10 protein-coding genes are annotated in these 18,087 nt (G+C 68.2%); 6 read left to right on the top strand and 4 right to left on the bottom strand.

What is annotated here, in order from left to right; genetic code table 11:
• The first annotated feature begins 77 nt into the window (after positions 1 to 77).
• Positions 78 to 3,365 carry an AAA domain-containing protein gene (locus ABZY31_RS08720; protein ID WP_356406262.1) on the top strand — a complete coding sequence of 1,096 codons (3,288 nt, stop codon included), beginning with the start codon at positions 78 to 80 and terminating at the stop codon, positions 3,363 to 3,365.
• An 8-nt stretch (positions 3,366 to 3,373) separates the two neighbouring features.
• On the opposite strand, the gene ABZY31_RS08715 is transcribed toward ABZY31_RS08720, so the two are convergent.
• Positions 3,374 to 3,838: an ATP-binding protein gene (locus ABZY31_RS08715; protein WP_356406260.1), complete on the bottom strand. Its 465-nt coding sequence runs from the start codon at positions 3,836 to 3,838 to the stop codon at positions 3,374 to 3,376.
• A gap of 150 nt (positions 3,839 to 3,988) precedes the next feature.
• On the opposite strand from ABZY31_RS08715, the gene ABZY31_RS08710 reads away from it, so the two are divergent.
• Both ABZY31_RS08710 and ABZY31_RS08705 read left to right on the top strand, forming a co-directional pair.
• Complete coding sequence (locus ABZY31_RS08710) at positions 3,989 to 4,834, top strand: helix-turn-helix transcriptional regulator (RefSeq protein ID WP_356406258.1); 846 nt, start codon at positions 3,989 to 3,991, stop codon at positions 4,832 to 4,834.
• Positions 4,831 to 5,010 carry a DUF397 domain-containing protein gene (locus tag ABZY31_RS08705; RefSeq protein WP_356406256.1) on the top strand — a complete coding sequence of 60 codons (180 nt, stop codon included), beginning with the start codon at positions 4,831 to 4,833 and terminating at the stop codon, positions 5,008 to 5,010. Before ABZY31_RS08710 ends, ABZY31_RS08705 begins: the two co-directional genes overlap by 4 nt.
• A 69-nt stretch (positions 5,011 to 5,079) precedes the next feature.
• Here ABZY31_RS08705 and pglX read toward each other — a convergent pair whose 3' ends face one another.
• Positions 5,080 to 8,811, bottom strand: a complete 3,732-nt coding sequence (gene pglX, locus ABZY31_RS08700; RefSeq protein ID WP_356406254.1) for a BREX-2 system adenine-specific DNA-methyltransferase PglX — start codon at positions 8,809 to 8,811, stop codon at positions 5,080 to 5,082.
• A gap of 140 nt (positions 8,812 to 8,951) precedes the next feature.
• On the opposite strand from pglX, the gene ABZY31_RS08695 reads away from it, so the two are divergent.
• The 3 genes from ABZY31_RS08695 to ABZY31_RS08685 are packed head-to-tail and all read left to right on the top strand — an operon-like array spanning position 8,952 to position 12,280.
• The gene (locus ABZY31_RS08695; protein ID WP_356406252.1) at positions 8,952 to 9,446 is read left to right on the top strand and encodes a hypothetical protein; all 495 of its coding nucleotides are present in this window, start codon (positions 8,952 to 8,954) and stop codon (positions 9,444 to 9,446) included.
• Positions 9,447 to 9,458: 12 nt separating this feature from the next.
• Positions 9,459 to 10,835, top strand: coding sequence for an AAA family ATPase (locus tag ABZY31_RS08690; protein ID WP_356406251.1), 1,377 nt, complete (start codon positions 9,459 to 9,461; stop codon positions 10,833 to 10,835).
• Positions 10,832 to 12,280 carry a hypothetical protein gene (locus ABZY31_RS08685; protein WP_356406249.1) on the top strand — a complete coding sequence of 483 codons (1,449 nt, stop codon included), beginning with the start codon at positions 10,832 to 10,834 and terminating at the stop codon, positions 12,278 to 12,280. Before ABZY31_RS08690 ends, ABZY31_RS08685 begins: the two co-directional genes overlap by 4 nt.
• A gap of 61 nt (positions 12,281 to 12,341) precedes the next feature.
• Here the strand turns inward: ABZY31_RS08685 and pglW are convergent, their stop codons facing one another.
• Entirely contained in the window at positions 12,342 to 16,751 is a 4,410-nt protein-coding gene (gene pglW / locus ABZY31_RS08680) for a BREX system serine/threonine kinase PglW (RefSeq protein WP_356406247.1), read from the bottom strand.
• Positions 16,752 to 16,866: 115 nt separating this feature from the next.
• Positions 16,867 to 18,042 (bottom strand): hypothetical protein, encoded by a 1,176-nt coding sequence (locus ABZY31_RS08675; protein WP_356406246.1) that lies wholly within the window; start codon positions 18,040 to 18,042, stop codon positions 16,867 to 16,869.
• Between the last annotated feature and the right edge of the window lie 45 nt (positions 18,043 to 18,087).

Genomic DNA, 18,087 nt, shown 5'->3' with positions numbered 1-18,087 from the left:
CTTCACGGGTCACGCTCCGTGCCGCTGGGTAGATTGGCCGCCGGGGTACGGGGTTCCGACGGGGGCGGGGGCGGTACGTGGGGTGGCGCGAGGAGATCACTACGGCGCTCGGCGAGTGGATCGCGATCGAAGGCGGCGCGGGCAGGCAGCCCCGGTGGCAGCGCATCGCGCGCGCGATCCGCACCAGCGAGCCCGGAGGGTTCACGGTGGACCTCCGCGGCTCCGACATCGGCCCGGACCAACTCGACGGCCTGAGGCTCTCCGGCCCCGAAGCGGACGACATCGAGACGAAGGGATTCTCCGTCTCCGAGGCCGTGCAGAACGGCTCGCTGCTCACCCTGCGCGTGGCAGAGTTCGCCGATATCGCGGACCCGCACCTGTGGATGCTGAAGCAACCGCCCACCTTCCTCATCGAGGCACTGCGCGACGGTATCGCCGGACTCGGCGAAGCCCCTCTGGCCACCGCACTGGCCGGCCGGGCCATCGGCGGGACACCCGCGCAGGACCCGGACCCGCCCGGTTTCCATCCCGCGCAGGGGGACGCGTACCGGGCCTGCCTCGGTTCGGGCCTCATGCTGGTGTGGGGGCCGCCCGGCACCGGTAAGACCACGGTCCTCAAGCGAGCCATCGGCGACCTGATCGCCCGGGGCGACCGGGTCCTGCTGGTCTCCGCGACCAACATCGCCGTGGACAACGCCCTGCTCGGAGTCGTCCGGGAGAAGCGGCACGGCCCGGGTGACATCGTCCGGGTGGGCCCGCCCCACCTGCGGGAAGTCGCCGAGGACCCGTCGGTGTCCCTGCCGCTGATGGTCAAGGAGCGCCTGGCGGAAGTGGCCGAACGCCGCCGGGCGGTCGAGGCCGAGCTTGTCGCCGTCCAGAACCGGGCCGAGCAGCTGGCGGCCCTGGACACCGTTCTGGCCGGTTTCGATCCCTCCGCCTACTTCGCAGCGCAGAAACTGCTGCGCACCCCGGGGCAGGACCTGGCTTCCGCTCTGGGTCGGGTGGCCTCGGCTGAGGCCCGGTCGGTGGAAGCAGTCCAGAGCCACGCGAAGGCCGCGCAGACTGCGCAGGAGGCTGTCGACCGCAGCGCAGCCGCGGCGGCGTCCCGCGAGCAGTGGAGTCAGGTCGACGGGCTGCGCACAGAGCAGATCCGGGTCGGGCTGGCGGCGGAACGCCGCGAAGCGGGAGCACTGCTGGCGGAGGAGACCTGCGAAGAGCTTCGGGAGACGCTTCGGGGGCTCGAAGCTCTGGGTTCGGTGGCCCGCTGGCGTAAGCGAGAGAAGATCACGGAGCTCCAGCAGCAGCTGCACGATGCCGAGCAACAAGCAATCAAGGACCGCGGCGCGGCAACGGACGCACGAACGACCGCAACCACCCACATAGCGACGCTCGACACCCGGATCGCGGCACTGATCGCCGCCATCCCGTACACCCCGCAGCAGATCGACGGCCTCAAAGCCGACGCGGAAGCCAAGCTGACCGCGGTGGAACGCGCCGAGGAGCTGCGCCAGGCATGGGACCGGGGGGTGAAGAACGCCATCCAGGCTGCCTGGCAAGCCCAGACGGCGCACGATCTGGCCGCAGACGTCGACCGGAAGGGCTGGCCCGTGCAGTACGACCGGGCTCAGCGGCTGCGCCCGGCCGTGGCGGCCGATTCCGCCAGGCGCCCCGCCCTGGAGAAGCAGTACGAGGAAGTCCAGGAGGAGTACGAACGCCTCGCACGCAACGCCCAGGGCGAGATCATCAAGGGCGCGAAGCTGGTCGCCACCACCCTCGCCAGGTTCCGCACCAACCGGGCGGTCTTCGAGGGCCCGTACGACGTGGTCCTGGTGGACGAGGCGGGCGCCGCCACCCTGCCGGAGGTACTACTGGCCACGGGGAAGGCCGGCCGTGCCGCCGTCCTGCTCGGGGACTTCATGCAGCTGGGTCCGGTCATACCGCCTTCCCTCAAGGAGCAGAACCGGGACGACATCAAGCGTTGGCTGCTCCCGGACGTCTTCCAACACTGCGGGATCATCGAGCCGGCAGACGCCCAAGCGCACCCGGCCTGCGTCACCCTCACCGAACAGCACCGCTTCGGCCCCGCCGTGATGAAACTGGCCAACGACCTGGCGTACGGCGGCGTACTGCGCGGCGGCAGCCAGGCGCGGGCCGTGCGCCCGACGGACGACCCCGAGATCGTCCTCATCGACACGGACGGTCTGCACGAACTGGCCAGGGCCCACCTGACGGGCAGCAGGAAGGGCTGGTGGCCGGCAGGCTCGCTCATCTCCCGGGCGCTGGTGGAACTCCACCGGGAGAACGGCGAGGACGCGGGCATCGTCACCCCGTACGGAGTCCAGGCCGAGGCCACCCTGGAGGCCCTGCGGGATGTCGAGGGCTCCAGGCAGACCCTGGCCGAGGTGGGTACGGCGCACCGGTTCCAGGGGCGGGAGTTCGACGTCGTCATCTTCGACACCGTGGAGGGGGCGGACAGCCGGGAACTGTGGATGGCCCTCGCCCACCGGCAGCCCGGAGCCGATGAGTGGCGGCGCAACGGCGTCCGCCTCTTCAACGTCGCCGTCACCCGCGTCAAGACCCGGCTCTACATCATCGGCAGCTGGGAACGCATCCGCGGTGCCAAGGCAGGAACGGCCCTCGCCCAGCTGGCCGGGGTGATCGGCACCCCGGGCGTCCGACGCCTCCAGGCCAAGCACCTGGTCACACCGCCGCACGCGCCCACCGCGTACCGGGGAGAGTTCGGAGCCGCGCTCGCCGAGGTGTTGAGCCGGCATGTCGAGGTGACGGGCATCGAGGACGAGCGCGATTTCTACCGCACCTTCACGGAGCAGATCCGGCAGGCGCGCGAGTCGCTGTGGCTCTGGGCCCCGTGGGTCGCGACCCGGCTCCGCTCCCTGCTGCCCGAACTGCGGAACGCGGTCGCCCGCGGAGTCCGCGTCACCGTCTTCATCCGCGACGACACGGACAAGCTCCAGCGCCAGGACAACAACCAGTCGCTCATCGCGGACCTGCGTGCTGTGGTCCACACGGTCGTCCCGATGTACGTGATGCACCAGAAGATCGCGGTGATCGACGAGCGCACGGTCATGCTCGGCAGCCTCAACGTGCTCTCGCAGCACGACACACGGGAGGTGATGCTGACGATGCGGGGCTCCCACTTCGCCCGGAAGCTGCTGGAACACGAACACGCGGAGGTGTTCGCCCGCCCGCCGAAGTGCGGCCGGTGCAAGGGCACGGAGATCGAGATCCGCCGCTACAAGCAACGCAACTGGATCTGGCGCTGCTACGCCACTGCCTGCAAGACCACCCCGTCGGGGAGCTCGAACGCCTGGACCCAGGACATCCGGCTGCCGGGCTCGCGCTGAGCACGTGTTCAGCGGGGGTACGGCTGCTCCGGGCGCAGGGGGCAGTCGGCCCACACGGTCTTGCCCGGCCCGACCCGGTCCCGTACGCCCCACTGGCGTGCGAGGGCGTCAACGATCACCAGACCCCGGCCGCCGTCCTCGCCGGGTACGGGCGGGTGATCGGCGGGTGGCGCCGCCGGCCGGCGGGGGTGCGTGTCCGACACCTCTACGCGTACGGCGCCGCCGTCGGGGGCGAGCAGGAGCCGCAGCTCGAAGTCCCGGCCCGGGACCCGGCCGTGCAGTGCGGAGTTGGCGGTGAGTTCGGCTACGACGAGCGTGAACGCGTCGAAGGCGGCCGAACCGCGCGGGATGCCCCAGGCAACGGCTTCGAGTTCGGCCAGCACCCGGGCGAGCCGCGCGCCACGGCGGGTGGCGGAGAAACGCTGGGTGAACACGCTTAAGGTGACCGGGGCTTGGGTGTGGGAAGCTGTCATGGACTTCAGCGTTCCGGCCACCGGCCCTGCTCGGCAGGGATGGCACTGGTACAGATCGCTCTGTACTGGCTCACGCACTGGACTGGGTGGGTAACTGCCCGTGACCATAGATGGGTCGGGCGGGTGTGCGTGCAGAGGGGCGGCTGCGTGATGAACGAGGACCACGGCGGCAGTACCAACAACGAACCAGAACTCTCGGACAGCCTCAAGACCTTCGGCGCGGTACTGAAAGCGCTGAGGGAGGAAGCAGGCCTGACCCAGGAGGAGTTCGCCCCACGGGTGCGGTACTCCGCGCACTACATCGCCAAGATCGAGCAGGGCAAACGCTTCCCGCCGGGCGACCTTACGAGGCGGGCAGAGGAACCGCTGGGAGTAGTAGCGGCGAAGGTGCTGGCGGCGGCTGCGCGAAGCTTGACGCGGAAGGCAGGGCTGGCGTCTCGGTTCCACCAGTGGGCGGGGATCGAGGAAGAGGCGGTGTCTCTGTACGCGTACGAGTGCAGGGTGATTCCGGGGTTGTTGCAGCCTGAGTCATACATCCGGGCGGTCTTCGAGCGACGCCTACCGCCCCTGACAGAGGAACAGCTAGAACTCCAGGTCGCCGGGCGACTGGCGCGGCAGCAGCTCTTCACGGAGCGACCCAACACTGCTTTCTGCTTCATGATCGAGCAGGCACTCCTCGAACGCCGCTTGGGCGGGCCGGAAGTAACGAGGGCGCTGTTGGACTGCCTACTGAAGCAAGGCAGTCGCCGTAACGTGGAGGTCCTCGTCATGCCCCTGCGACAGGAGGACCACTCGGGGTACGACGGCTCCATGTATCTGGCTGAGACAGCGGTCAATCAGTGGCTCGGCTACGTGGAGGGCCACAGCACCAGCACACTAATCAGCGATCCGAAAGCAGTCAGCTCCATGCTCCAGCGCTATGGCAAGATGCGCTCACAGGCTCTGAGCCGTCAGGACACCGCGAGCCTGTTGGAGCAGACGCGAGGAGCGCTATGAGCACCACTGAACTGGCCTGGTTCAAGAGCAGCTACAGCGGCGGGGACGGCGACAACTGCGTCGAGGTCGCTATGTCTCCCGAAGTCATCCTCGTCCGGGATTCCAAGGACACCCACCTGCAACCGCTGGCCGTATCCCGAGACGCATGGTCGGCCTTCGCGGCGCAGGCCCGCTGACACCCACCTCTGAGACAGACGAACTGGGTGGCGACGGCGTCCACGCCGCCGCCACCTGGTTGCCCGGCGCTACTCGTCGTCCAGAGCCGCCTGCCGGGCGGGCTTGCGCCCCCGCGCCTTCTTCACCGGTCGCCACGCAATCAGCTCCGCCGCACCGACCTGATGCTTGCGCAGCTGCTCCTCGTACTCGGCCACCAACTCCTCCGCCGGGACGTCGCCCCACTCGTCGTCGTACTCGCCGTGCCACTGAACGACCCACGGCATGACCTCACGCAGGCCGGCCAGCAGCGGAACGATCCGCTCGGTGTCCCAGCCGTCCCGGGTGGTACGCGCCTTGAGCAGGTCAAACAGCGCTTGCGCCTGATCCTTGTGATCCCAGCCGGCCCAGCCCAGCATCAGCGTCGAGTCGGCGTCCGGGCCGGCCTCGGGGTACGAGATGAACCGCTCCTTGGGCACGTCGAGCTTGCCGCGGTTCGACCAGAAGGCAGCACGCAGGAAGTCGGAAGGCTTGTACTTGGCCGGCGGATCGATTTCGATCCGCTCCCCCGTCCGATCCTCCTTGCGCTGCAACTCCCAGACTTCTTCCCACTCCTTGCGCGTGCGCAGACCGGAGTCCTTGTAGCGCATCGCGGCGAGGTACGGCACGTGCTCGTCGGCGACGACCTCGGACAGCACCTGTGCGAGGGGCAGGTCGGGCTTGCCAAGGTGGTCGGACGCGTAGAGCGCGGCGACGGAGGTGAAGTCCTCGTCCGTGCTGAGCTGGTCGGCGAGGTTGTTGACGGTCATGGGCCGAGGACGCCGGAGTCCGTCACGGACCTCGCACCAGAGGTCGGTGTTCTCCATCCGGTCCAGCAGCCACGTTCGCAGCGCGGCCCGTTCCTTCTTCTCCCACGTCTCAGCAGACCAGCGCCGCTTGTGCTCGGGGCGCTCGATCAGCCCGATGCCCTTGGGCTGACGCTGGATGAGGTCGATGCGGGCTTGGACGATGTCGCGGTACCAGTCCGGCCAGTGGGCGGGAATATCTGTCACGCGGCTTGAGTGGTGGCGCTTGAACCACTGATCAACGGCCTCATCCGTCTCAGCTCGCTCTGCAATCACGATCTCAAACGCGCGCTCTCCCAGACGCACCTCGGGTGGGACAACACCTTCACGAAGAGGTGTCACGGTCCGTGCTACTTCTGCGTCGCCAAGCAACCCGTACAGGCCGTACACCTGCCAGTCCAGCTCTTCCTGAACTGCAATCATCCGCTGATGGATGTGTACGTATCTGGTACGAGCTTCATCAAGCGCGTCCCGAAGCGGAACTCCTCGCTCGACGAACGTTCCGGGCTCCAAGGTTGCCAGCTCTCGCGCAAGCGAATCGAGCTCCCGGCCCAACTCCAGAGGAAGCCGCTCAGGGAGCGGAAACTCCTGGAGCTTCGTTCCGGTGAACTCAAAGAAGCTCTCCCACGCGTAGCGCCCTGTAGAGCGCTCACCCCCCCTGTTCCCCTTGTCCTGACTGACCTGCTTCAGCCAAAAGCAGGCAGTCGACGAGTTCAAAACCCCCAACAATTCAAGATGCTCCTCCTCCCCGGCACCACCCGGAAGTTTAATCACTGGAGCACTTTGCTTAAATACCTTTCCTCCACGATCCAGCGCAAACTGATTATGCGTCGCGACGAACGCAAAGGAGATACCCAAGGGTACCGAGTATCGTTCCGGATGCCAGCGACTCCACTCGTACCAGGTCAGCCCAATTTCCTCATGGGTTCCACCCGGCTCACGCCGAATCCGAAGAATGCTCCTACGCGGCCAGAGTAGGCGCGCCAGGTTTTGGTCGGAATCGTCTGCAATCAAATCCTCACCATACGGGAAGAGAGCTTCGGTTTCCGGCCGTACGACCCAATCTCGGATCGCCGTCCCTTCAACCAAGGGAACAAAATTAGACGATCCCACTCCGCGACGAACCCAATTCCCGAGAGGGGCAAAATAGGCTTCGTCGGCACCGGTGTGAGCGGTACGTCCGATCAGTCGAACGCGACTCCCCAGCAAAGAACTCCGCGCGGATGACAAGCGGGAAACCAGACCTGCGGCCCCTCCGCCGCTGAGGGACCACGGAGCGTCAGCGAAGCTAGCGCGGTCCAAGTCGTCGACAGAGACCCAGGCGGACTCACTTCCAGGCCGCCGATACTGATCCTTGATGGCGCGCCAGACCTGCCCGTCTGCCGCGTTGGACGGTTGATCCGGCTCACCACGCACGCCGAGAACAGCTCGGACGCTACGACTCTCGCCCGGCACTCGATTCCTACCCACCAGGATGACCGTAGGCGTGCCATGGCCGGGAATGTAAGCACCCGAAGTATCTATCACATGTGACAACTCAACGCGAAGCCGGAAGAAGACTTGGATTAGATCCCTACCGAACTCGCGCTTCATGAAGGAATTTGCAGTGATCTGCCCTACAAATCCACCACCCCCCGACACTCCACCTACTCCCTTGAATGCCAATTCAAAGAGCCGTTGCGCGAAAGGGACAGAGAGTGCGTACTGGCCGACACTCGCGTCGTACCCCTTCTTGTAGTTCTCCTTCTCCTGCTTATCCTTCACCGTGATGTACGGCGGGTTCCCCACCACCACGTGATACGATCCCCTCCCCAGCAGGTCCACCCGCTTCGCGTAGTCCCAGACGTCCTCCGTCGAGTACGCGAATGCCCCCTCCTCGCGCCCAATCGACATCTCCGCGAACAACGTGTCCAGGTCCGTCTGGATACCCGCCGCATCCCGCCCGTGCAGCAGCGAGTCCCCCACCGCCACGTTGATCGGGAACGGCGGCGCGTCCGCCAGCCGCCGCGAGCCCGCCGCCCGCATCGCCGCGACCAGCAGCCGGAACCGCGCGATGCTCACCGCGAACGGGTTCTTGTCGCACCCGTGCACAGACTCCAACGAGCGGCGGACCAGGGTCCAAACGTCCGTGCCCGGTTCGGCCACGCGCCACTTGTCCATCAGACGGTGGAAGATGCCCAGCAGGAAGTGGCCCGACCCGCACGCCGGGTCGATGGTCCGCAGGCCGCGGTGTTCCTTGCCGTCCGGGCCGGTCCAAACCGGGTTGAGGCCGAACTCGTGATCCGAGACCGCCGGCTCAAGCGTGAGGTCGAGGATGAACTCCTCCACGAACTCCGGGGTCTGGAGCAGCGCGTACGTCTTACGGGCGTGCTCGCTCAGGTCCTGGTACAGGTCACCGAGGAAGCGGGTGTCCCACTCCGGGTCGGTGAAGTCGTAGCGGATCTCGCCCCCAGCGCCCCACCGACGCCAGAAGGACAGCAGCTCCGTCGCCGCCTCGTACCCGGGAGTGATGTCCCACAGCGGGTTGTGGTCACGGTCGAAGAGGCCGGCGGCGGTGTCGTTCGACGTGGCGAGGTGGTTGAAGGCCGCGAACAGCCAGTCTCGGTTGTTGAGCCTCGGGCTCTCGCGGAAGAACGCCTCATGGCGGGCCTCGGCCACGGCCAGCCGGTCACCCGGGCCGGCGATGAACGGTTCGCCGATCAGGCCGTTGTCCTCGCAGAAGCGGACGAACACACAGGCCAGCACCCAGGCCGCGGCAGACTGCGTGACGCGCTCGTCGCGCCAGGACTCGTACCGGGCCGCCGTACGACGGGACTCCTTCGCCTGCTGGTACTCGGTCTCCAGGCGGGTGCGGATTTCGTCCTCGGATTCCGTGCGAGCCCGCAGGTCGTCCTCCAGCAGCAGGACCTGCCGCTTCAGATCCTTCACCAGATCCTTCAAGCGCTCCGCCCGGTCCGCACCGGCCGTGGTGTCCGTCACTGTTCGCTTCCTTCTCGCCGCACTGTGTTATCTGCCGCATGGCCTGCGGCTGAGGTAGTCAATCCTGCCAGCCCCCGGACCCCACCTGCGGCCCCTCGCTCCCGCAAAACCCCCACCCCGTTCTTGATCACCCAGATAAAGTGATCGTCGTGACGGCTCCGACCCCTCCGATGCTCCCTCGGCACACCTTCCTCAAGGCGGGCCACGACCTCTACGAAGCTGCGCTCCAGCTCTCGAACGGCGGCGCGCTCCCTGGCCCCACCGATCACCTGGCCGGGCTGGCCGCGGAGTGCGTGGCCAAGGCAATGCTCATCGACTTCTTCGGCTCGGTGCAGGATTCGCCCGATGCTAAGCCGTACAGTCGCACTCTGTTGAACCAACAGGGCATGAACAAGTTCAAGGCGAGCCACGGCCACATGCCCGGAGCGTGGGATCACCTGGTGCTCCTGGCGCATGGGCGACGAGGTGCTGAGATTCGCAGGCACATTCCACGGCAGAACCCGTTCAAGACGCAGTCTGACGAATGGAATGAGGGCCACCGGTACCGTGATGGCGCGACATTGACGTCCCAACGCGTTGCCCGGCATCTCGCAGCCGCGCTCTGCCTGATCACCGCCTACAGACATGCGAAGTAGAGAAGCGACCTGATGACCTCACTCCCTCGGTTCGACGAAGCATGGGAAGCCGCGTGCAGTCTCGCCCGCCTAGCGGCCCGGGAGGGACGGGACGTCGTACTCGTCCGCGACCTCTCCGGTCAGGCCACCCTCCTGATCGACGACCGCGGCGATGCCGAACCCTTGGACCTCAATTCCGACACAGCGGTGGCGCTCCGCGAGGAGTTCACAGACAAGGTCCACCCCTTCGCGGGCGACGATCCCGTCCAGGTGGCCAGTTCTGTCTTCGTCCCGGAGATGTTCTTCGGCGCGCCTGAGCTCATCGTGCTGCAGGAGCGCGAACAGAACGGCCCCGGTCAGGTCGCCGTACTCGAACGCACCGTCGTCGGCGGGGACTGGGCCGCCATCGGCGCCGAGGTCGAGCAGCAGCCCGCTCGCCAAACCCGCCGCGTCGCCTTCTACGGCTTCAAGGGCGGCGTCGGCCGGTCCACCGCTACCACCGTCCTCGCCCGCAATCTCGCCGAGCGCGGCCACTGCGTACTCGTCATCGACCTGGACCTGGAATCCCCCGGGGTGTCCAATCTGCTCGCCGAGCCCGGGGCCACTCCCCCGCACGGCATCGTGGACCACCTGGTGGAGTCGGCCGTCGGCAACGCGGACGGCTTGGAGCTGGTCGCCCGTTCGTCCATCCTCCCGCCCGAACAGGGCAACGGCGAGGTATGGCTGGCTCCGGCGGCCGGAACTCCGCTCGCCGGACGGCCGTACGACTACCTCGCCAAGCTGAACCGCATCTACAGCGACCTCCCCGCAGACGAGCCGGGAGGCGCGCCCCGCCCCTTCGCCCAGCGGCTGGAGGACGCCATCGCCGCTTGCGAGGCGCAGGTGGAGGAGAAGGGCCGCCGCCCCGACGTGGTGCTGCTCGACAGCCGGGCTGGCATCCACGACATCGCGGCAGTCACGCTCACCAAGCTGTGCGACCAGGCGCTGCTCTTCGCAGTGGACAACCCGTCCACTTGGGACGGCTACCGGATGCTCCTGTCCCAGTGGAAGCTGCGTCCCGACCGCGCCCGCGCCCTGCGCGACCGCATCCGGATCGTGGCCGCCATGTTCCACTCCGCGGGGGACATAGACCGGCTCAACACCCTGCGCCGGCACGCCTACGACGTCTTCATGGAGACGCTCTACAACCTGCCCGACGACGACTACGAGGAGCCCTTCCTCCCCGTCAAGGGTGAGGTGGACGACAAGCCCTACGCCCCCGTCCCCATCCTCTTCGGCAACGACCTGGTGGGGCTGGACCCGCTGCGCAGCCGCAACTGGCCCGAGCTGCCGTTCGTCAGGGCCGCCTACCGGGAGTTCGTCGACACGGTGGAGAAACTGGTGCTGGACCCGTACGAGGACAAGTCATGAACGACCCCGCCGTCCAGGCGACCCGCACCCTGCTGATCAACGCACTCGGCTCTGCGCCCGATGCGAACACCAGCAGCCCCGACCTCCGCACCATGTTCACGCCCTCGTCCCACCGGCTCGCACTGGACCCGGACGTGACGGTGGTCCGCGGGGCCCGCGGCACCGGCAAGACGTACTGGGCCAAGGCCCTGACCGACCCCGAACTGCGTGAGGTCGCTTCCGCCTCCTACATGATGCCGAGGCTGGGCCGTATCGAGGTGATCACCGCGTTCGCGCTCGAAGGCGGTGACGTGCCAGCGTTCCCGGGGAAGCGGACGCTCGCCGACCTGGTCGCCCAGGGTGTCGACCCTAGGGACCTGTGGTCGGCCGTCGTCCTCACGGCGCTGAAGGTGCCTGAAGCCCTCGCGATCAAGCCCTGGTCCGATCGCATCCGCTGGACGCGGGAGAACGGCGAGGCGTACGAGAACGCATTGCGCCGGGCCGACCGACAGACTCGGGAGCAAGGCAAGACGCTGGTCCTGCTCTTCGACGCGCTCGACCACCTGCACAGCGATCGCGAGCACCTCGACCAACTCCTGTCGGGACTCTTCGAGGTGGCTCTGGAGCTCCGACTCACCACGGGAACACTGCGCGCCAAGATCTTCGTACGGCCGGACATGTACGAGAGCGCGCCCAAGGCCTTCGCCGACGCCTCGAAGCTCGGCGCGAACGCCACCGACCTCAGCTGGAGCCGGGAGAACCTGTACGGGCTGCTCTTCCATCAGCTGGGCAACCACACCAGCGATCAGGCGAAGGCGTTCCGCAAGGCGACCGGTGAATGGCGGCCGGAGGGCGAGGGGCGCTACATAGCTCCGGTCGACGTGATCGCCGACCAGAAGCGACAGGAGGAAGTCCTCGTCACTCTGGCCGGCCCCTTCATGGGCACGGACCGCCGCAAGGGGCACACCTACACCTGGGTGCCGAACCATCTTCAGGACGGTCTCGGCCGGGTCAGCCCCCGGACATGGCTGCACACGCTCTTTCGGTCGGCGCAGCTGACCGCCGAGCGGTACGCAGGCCATCCGCTCCCCCTGCACTACGACGCGATCCGCGAGAGTCTGAGCAGCTCGTCCAAGAACCGCGTCGATGAGCTGAAGGACGACATCGGATGGGCGGCGCTCGCCGTCAAGCTGCTCGAAGGCAGTCAGGTGCCCATGGAGCCGTCGGCCGTGCGTTTCGCATGGGAGAGCAACCGTCTGTCGGGCAGGATCGTGGAGCTGCTGGAGGACGTGAAGCAGGGCAGCGGCCCCCGCAAGATCGACAACCCGACCGCGATCCTCGAAGAGCTGCTGGAACTGGGCGTCATGACCAGGCGAACCAACGGCGCGATCGACCTGCCGGACGTCTACCGGCTCGCCTTCGACATCGGCCGCAAGGGCGGGGTCGCGCGTAAGCCCGTGGCCTGACCGACGGGTGTGCGGCGACGGGGTGCTGTTCCTGGCTTGAGCCAGGAACAGCACCCCGCTCTCACCCCTTCGCCAGCGTCTCCAGGAACGCCCCGTCCAGGTGCGCCTGCTCCCCGTCCCCACCGATCACCTCGACGGTCCGGCCGTCCAGGTGCGGCAGCTGCGACCGGGTCTCCACCGGGCACAGCAGCCACAGCCCGTGCGGGTTGTCCACCGGACGGCGCGCCGCGCCCTGGAGGCCGACGAGGAAGGCGTGGCCGCCCTCGTCCCAGTAACGGGCGATCAGGCCGGCGCCGTGCAGAAACAGCACCGTGCGCGGGGCCGCGCAGCGGGTCTGGAGGTCCTCGCCGACGCGCTGCCAGACGGCGCGTACGAAGGTGGCCAGGCCCGGCTTGATGCGGCCCGGCGCGGAGGCACTGTCCGCACGCAGCACCGTCTGCCAGTCCTGGCCCTTTTCCTCCACCAGCTTCCGGAACTCCGCCAGGAATACCGCACCCAAGTCGACGGGCAGGACCGGGAAGGCGGCAGCCACGGCGTCCGCTACGCCCGGCAGCCGGATGCCCTTCACAGTCAGGGCGAGGAAGCCGCCGCGCCGGGCATTCGCCATGAGGCGTTCGCGGACCGCTCCGTGCGGGTCCTCCCGCTCGATGCGAGTGACACGGGGCGGCGGCAGGAGGCTGGTCAGGCCGCCGGAAGCCGTCACGGGGTGCGCCGTCCTGGCAGCCGGCAGCTGGAAGGTGTCGGTGTCAAGGTCGTAGCGCAGGTCGAACCGGGCCGCCTGCAGGGCGTCCTCCAGCTCGACGTGGGTCGGCTCACGGCCCCCTGCGAGTACCTGGAGTTCGGGGAAACGTGCCTTGACCCGTGCCACCAACTCCGCCTGGTTGATGCCCCGGTCGGCCCGTACGCCCGCGCCCGCCTGGGAGATGCGCAGCGCACGCTCCAACCCGAGGTCCCGCGGGTACAGCTCCAGGCGCGGGGTGACCTCTACGGCCGGGGCAATGGCCGCGGCCAATGCGACAAGGCGGGTGTCGGCAAGCGGGGCGGAGCCCTCCGGGGTCGGTACGGCCCTCAGCTCGCGGACCACCTCCGCTCGGCCAGGCAGCGGCTCCTGCCGGGCCAGCCTTTCGGCGGTGGCGCCGAGTGCCGAGGCATAGTCGGCCAGTTCCCGTGGGCTCGGGTCGTCCGTGCCCGGCAGGGACTCCGAGGCGAGCAGGACGGTGTCACCGCGCCGGTGGACGGCGAGCCTCGGCTCGTGCCCTTCCGTCTCGTCGCCGGTCTCCGCCTCGACCGCAGCGCGGACGACGGCCAGCGAGCGCGCGAGGGTCCGCTGGGGGGTGTCGTCGTCGGCCCCGTGGCGGGCACGTAGTTCGGCCGCCGCCTCGGGGGCAGTCATCACGCGGCCCGAGCTGTCCAGGATGTCCGCGAGCTCGGAGCGGACCGGCGCCAGCCACTCCGCCTCCGCCCACTGCTTGATCTCGATGCGGTGGTGGCGGGAGACCGGCGGCTGCTTGATCTTCAGGTGATCGGCGATGCGCGCCTGTACGGGCCAGGCACCCAGCGGGGAGAGGCCGCCGTCCTCGGGCGGCAGCCCCAGAGTGAGCCGTACGACCTCTTCCCGGTGGGAACCCTTGCGGCCGGGGGCAGGGGTCAGCAGCGCCGCCATGTCGTCTATCGACAGAATGCGGGCCATCTCCGCGCCCGGGATGTCGCCCGGCCCCGCGTCCGGCGCGGCGGTCCGAGTCGGGATCCGGGACGATGCCCCGTTGGCGGGCTTGCCACGGAGGGCGGCCGCCCACTGCTTGCGGCGCCGGTTGAGTTCCTTGCGGACCAGGGCGCCCGCACCACGGGCCTTGGAGATGGCGTACGGCTGGATGTCCAGCAGCTGGCCGACGGTCGTCGCGCCGAGGCCGTTGGCGACGGAGACCGCGCGGGGGGACAGGCCCGCCGCCTCCAGCACGGTCGTGGCCTCGGCCGCCGCAGCCGCGCTCTCGCGGGCCTCTTCGGCGTCCTCGACCACCGTGCCGACCGTGGAGGGCGTGGTGGTGGGACGGGTCGCGTCCGCCGCGCGGAAGACCTCCTGCCAGGCGTCCTTCATCTGCCGCAGTGTGTCGAAGCGCTGCTCGATCTCCCGGTGCAGTGCCCGTTCGAAGAAGGCCCGGAACCCTTCCGCCAGCGCGGGTTCGAACAGCTCGTTGGCGATGTGGAGTTCGGCGGATTCGTTGGTGAGCGGATCGTACTGGCCGTCGCCCCATACGGGGCGCTCGCCGCTGGCCATCTCGTGCAGGGTGACGGCTGCCGCGTAGTACTCCGCGTGATCGTCGTAGTGGCTGCGGCGCACCGAGCCCAGGAACGGGTCGAGGTAGCCGCGGGTGCCCGCCTTCACATCGCGGTCCGAGGCATCGGTCAGTGAGAAGTCGAAGAGCTTCAGCTGCCAGGTGCGGTCCTTCCGGCGCTGGATGCCGAAGTTGTCCGGCTTGATGTCGCGGTGGCGCACTCCATGGCCGGCGAGCTGGTCGAGCGCCTGGAAGAGGTCCTCGCCGAAACGCTCCAGCTCGTGGTAGGTGAGCTTCCCCTTGCCGCGGAGCCGGGCGCCGAGCGACTGTTCGCCGGCGTACTCCAGCTCGAGGATCGTCCGCCCGTGGATCTCGCGCAGCTCCTCGCCGCGCAGCTGCACCACGGCTCCGCCGCCGACGAGTTTGAGGGCGCGGGCCTCGGCGCGCAGCCTCTCCGCCTTCTCTTCGTCCAGCGCGACCTTGAAGACGTGCTCGTCAATGCGTACGTTGCCGTCTGCGTCCTCGACCGCCCGCTCCACGAGGAGGGCGCGCGCCGTGGCTCCGGTACCGAGGACTCGGCGTACCGACCATTCGGTGTCGATCGCCTGCCCCGGCATCGCCTCTAGCGGGTCGGCCGCTGCTGCCTCCGGGGAGTCGGGCAGGACGCCAACCCGTTCCGCCTCGTCGAGCAGGTCCAGGAACGCCTCCGCAGAGCTCAGCCTGTCGTTCACATCGGAACGGGTCGACTGGTAGACCAGCGTGTCCAAGGCCTCCGAGACACCGTCGGCAACAGCAAACAGGTGCAGGCCGGAGTCTGCGCGGAGGCGTTCGGTCAGCACGCTGCGCTGCGGTGCGGGCGGTTGGCCGGTCAGGATGAGATGGGCTACCGCGCCCAGGCCGAACATGTCGAGGTCCGCCGGATCGGCGTACGGCTGGTCCGTCTCCGGCGCGAGATAGACGCGGGCTTCGTCCTCGATCAAGGCGGCATCGAGTGCCGAGCCACCGATCGAGCGGAAGAAGGTGGCGTTGCTGTCGAAGTCGCGTGCGGCGGTCTGCCAGTCCGTGATCCGCAGCTCGGGGGCGGCTCCTTCACTGCGGAAGGAGACGTAGACCGACCGGGCGGCCAGCGCTCGGTGGTACAGGGACCGGTTGTGGGCGTAGCGGACGGCCTCGGCGAGCTGACGGACCATGTCGAGCCGCATCTCGGGGGTGAGCTTGCCGCCGTAGGTGTCCAGGTACTGGTCCAGGCGCAGATCGCTCTGCCGGTGGCGGAAGAGGATGGCCGGTCCGGCCTCGTGCTCCCGGAACTCGACGGCGTCGACGATGCCGCGGTGGTTGATGCCCTGCAGCACCTGGTATTCGCGCCGCGCGGCACGCTCCGTGGACTTGCGTGCCGCCTCGGTCGCCCCCTGGCTGACCAGGTAGATCCGGACCCGTCCCTCTTCCTGCACCAGGCCGTCGTCACGATGGGCGAGACGGTCCTCCCACGTCGCACCGGCATCGAGCGGATGCGGGCGGAGTTTCCAGGCGTCGCCGAAGCGCAGGTGCCCAGTGGATTGCCGGATGCCGATGGTCCGGAGCAGCTGCGGCAGCGTCTGCCGGGCGAACTCGGGCGTGATACGCCGCTCCGGGCGGTCCGGGGGCAGCCCCAGGAAGTCCTGCCAGATGCGATCCAGGCCACTGCCGCCGCCGTCCCGCCCGTATACGCGGATGCGCTGGACCTCGTCCAGATGGCTCACGAGGTCGGGGGCCGACAGGAAGACAGCGGGCTCGATCCGTGGGACGACCCGTTCGTCCATGCCGAGCTTGCGGGCCGCCCAGCGCAGTTGGCTGCGGAGCTCCTTCGACTTGAGGTCGTTGAAGTGCAGCGGGTTGTTGATCGTCCGTGTGCGGTCGGTGCCGCGGAAGTTCCAGGTGGAACCGGTGTTGTGTAGCTCTCCGGGGTGGCTCTTGATCTCGATCAGGAACAGGCCGGCGGGGACCGCAACGAGAAGGTCGCACTCGTTGATCCGGCCCGAGTGCGCGGTGAACGAGAAGGTGGCCCATGCTCGGTAGGGCTCGGCCCCGGGCAGTAGTCTCCGAACGTGGTCCAGCGCCTCCTGCTCCCAGGGGTAGGGGGAGGGACGGTCCTGGAACCACTGCTGGACGGGCTTCGGCGGGCCGGGCTTGGGTACCGGCTTTCCTCCCGCTGCTGTCACTTTCCGTCCTCCATCGCACCCCGCGCCCAATGAGACGGGCAAACCACCTGGCAGAGCCTATCGCGCGCCTTTCCGGGACCACACGGTGTGCATGGTCATGCACAGATGCCTGCGATCAGGCGCTGCCGTGCCTCATCAGCTGCTCGATGGCCGCCAGCACCTGGCGTACAGCCTCCGGATCGCCGGCCAGCGCCGCCAGCGAAACCGCCGGCCAGCCCTTGAAGCCCTTCGTCCGTTGCGCCACGAGCTTCTGCTGAAGTCCGCCCACGGCCGGCAGGGCGTCCGCGAAGGTAGAAGTCGCCTCGCTTCCCAGGTGGTGGGTGATGGACCCGAAGCTGAAGGCGAGATCATCCTTGGCCGGATCCTCGCGCAGTGACAGGGTCCAGACAGGAACCTCCCTGCCGAAGGCCGGAAAGTAGACCGAGAAACTGGGGTACGCCGCTCCGTTGCCCACAGGGCGGCCTGCCGCCTCCGCGTGGTCAAGCAGCGCGAGGGCGACCTGCCGCTGGTCCGGATTACGGCTCTGTAGTGCAGCGTCCATGTCGGCCCGCGTCCACTTCCTGCCCGTCTGACCGGACCTCGACTGCGTCTTGTTCGCCGTAGCCACCTCGCCGTGGACTCTCGGGACCAGCACACGGTGGTCACCGCTGCCCCTGTACTGGGTCAGCTCGACCGCGTAGACATCGGTCTGCCGCAGCTGCCGGTTCAGGAACTCGACGATGGCCCTCAGTTCCAGGGGTATCCGGTCAGCCACGAAGAGCAACCGCATCCGCCCGGCCGCGAGCCGCTCCTCGACCGTCGCCCAGAACTCTTCGGGCGACTGGCCGTGCAGCAGCTCCTGGTAGGCGTCCTCGAGAGGCCGCCCGTCCACCGCGCAGGTTTCCTCGAAGGTCCGCTGGAGCAGCGCAGCAGGCCAGTAACGCGCCCCGTTGGCGGCATAGTCGAGCATCTGGCCCACGACTTCCCGTCGTATGCGGGTGTCGGCCGCCCGCTTGACCTCCACCAAGGTCGGCACACCGTCCGCGTCCACGAACAGGTGGTCCAGCCAGTACGTGGAGCCGCTCTCGTTGCTTGTGGGGACTCTCATCTCGCGCGCCACGAGAACGAGCCGAAGGGGTCGGCCGTCAGCGAGCGAACCGAAGTCCAAGATCCGGGGGTGGCGTGCCAGCAACGCCTGGAATTCGGCCTCGGTCTCGAACGCGGCTGGCTCCAGAGCGTTCAGTCCCTCGCCCAGCAGAAACACCGGTTGTTCGGCCATTTCCATCCCCATCCCCGGAACATCGATCACCACTGCAGGCAGGCTTATCAAACTGCACTGACAGCCAAGTAGGGATCG

The organism is Streptomyces sp. NPDC006529 (assembly GCF_040611795.1).
In the GTDB taxonomy this organism is placed as follows: domain Bacteria; phylum Actinomycetota; class Actinomycetes; order Streptomycetales; family Streptomycetaceae; genus Streptomyces.
The sequence above is the reverse complement of the archived record's forward strand: the minus strand, read 5'-3'. Positions and strand labels throughout refer to the sequence as shown.

What these genes read in the sequence shown, in the direction of transcription:
- ABZY31_RS08690 (WP_356406251.1), top strand. Translation starts at nt 9,459, where the DNA reads ATGACCTCACTCCCTCGGTTCGACGAAGCATGGGAAGCCGCGTGCAGT.
- ABZY31_RS08710 (WP_356406258.1), top strand. Translation starts at nt 3,989, where the DNA reads ATGAACGAGGACCACGGCGGCAGTACCAACAACGAACCAGAACTCTCG.
- ABZY31_RS08705 (WP_356406256.1), top strand. Translation starts at nt 4,831, where the DNA reads ATGAGCACCACTGAACTGGCCTGGTTCAAGAGCAGCTACAGCGGCGGG.
- ABZY31_RS08685 (WP_356406249.1), top strand. Translation starts at nt 10,832, where the DNA reads ATGAACGACCCCGCCGTCCAGGCGACCCGCACCCTGCTGATCAACGCA.
- ABZY31_RS08715 (WP_356406260.1), bottom strand. Translation starts at nt 3,838, where the DNA reads ATGACAGCTTCCCACACCCAAGCCCCGGTCACCTTAAGCGTGTTCACC.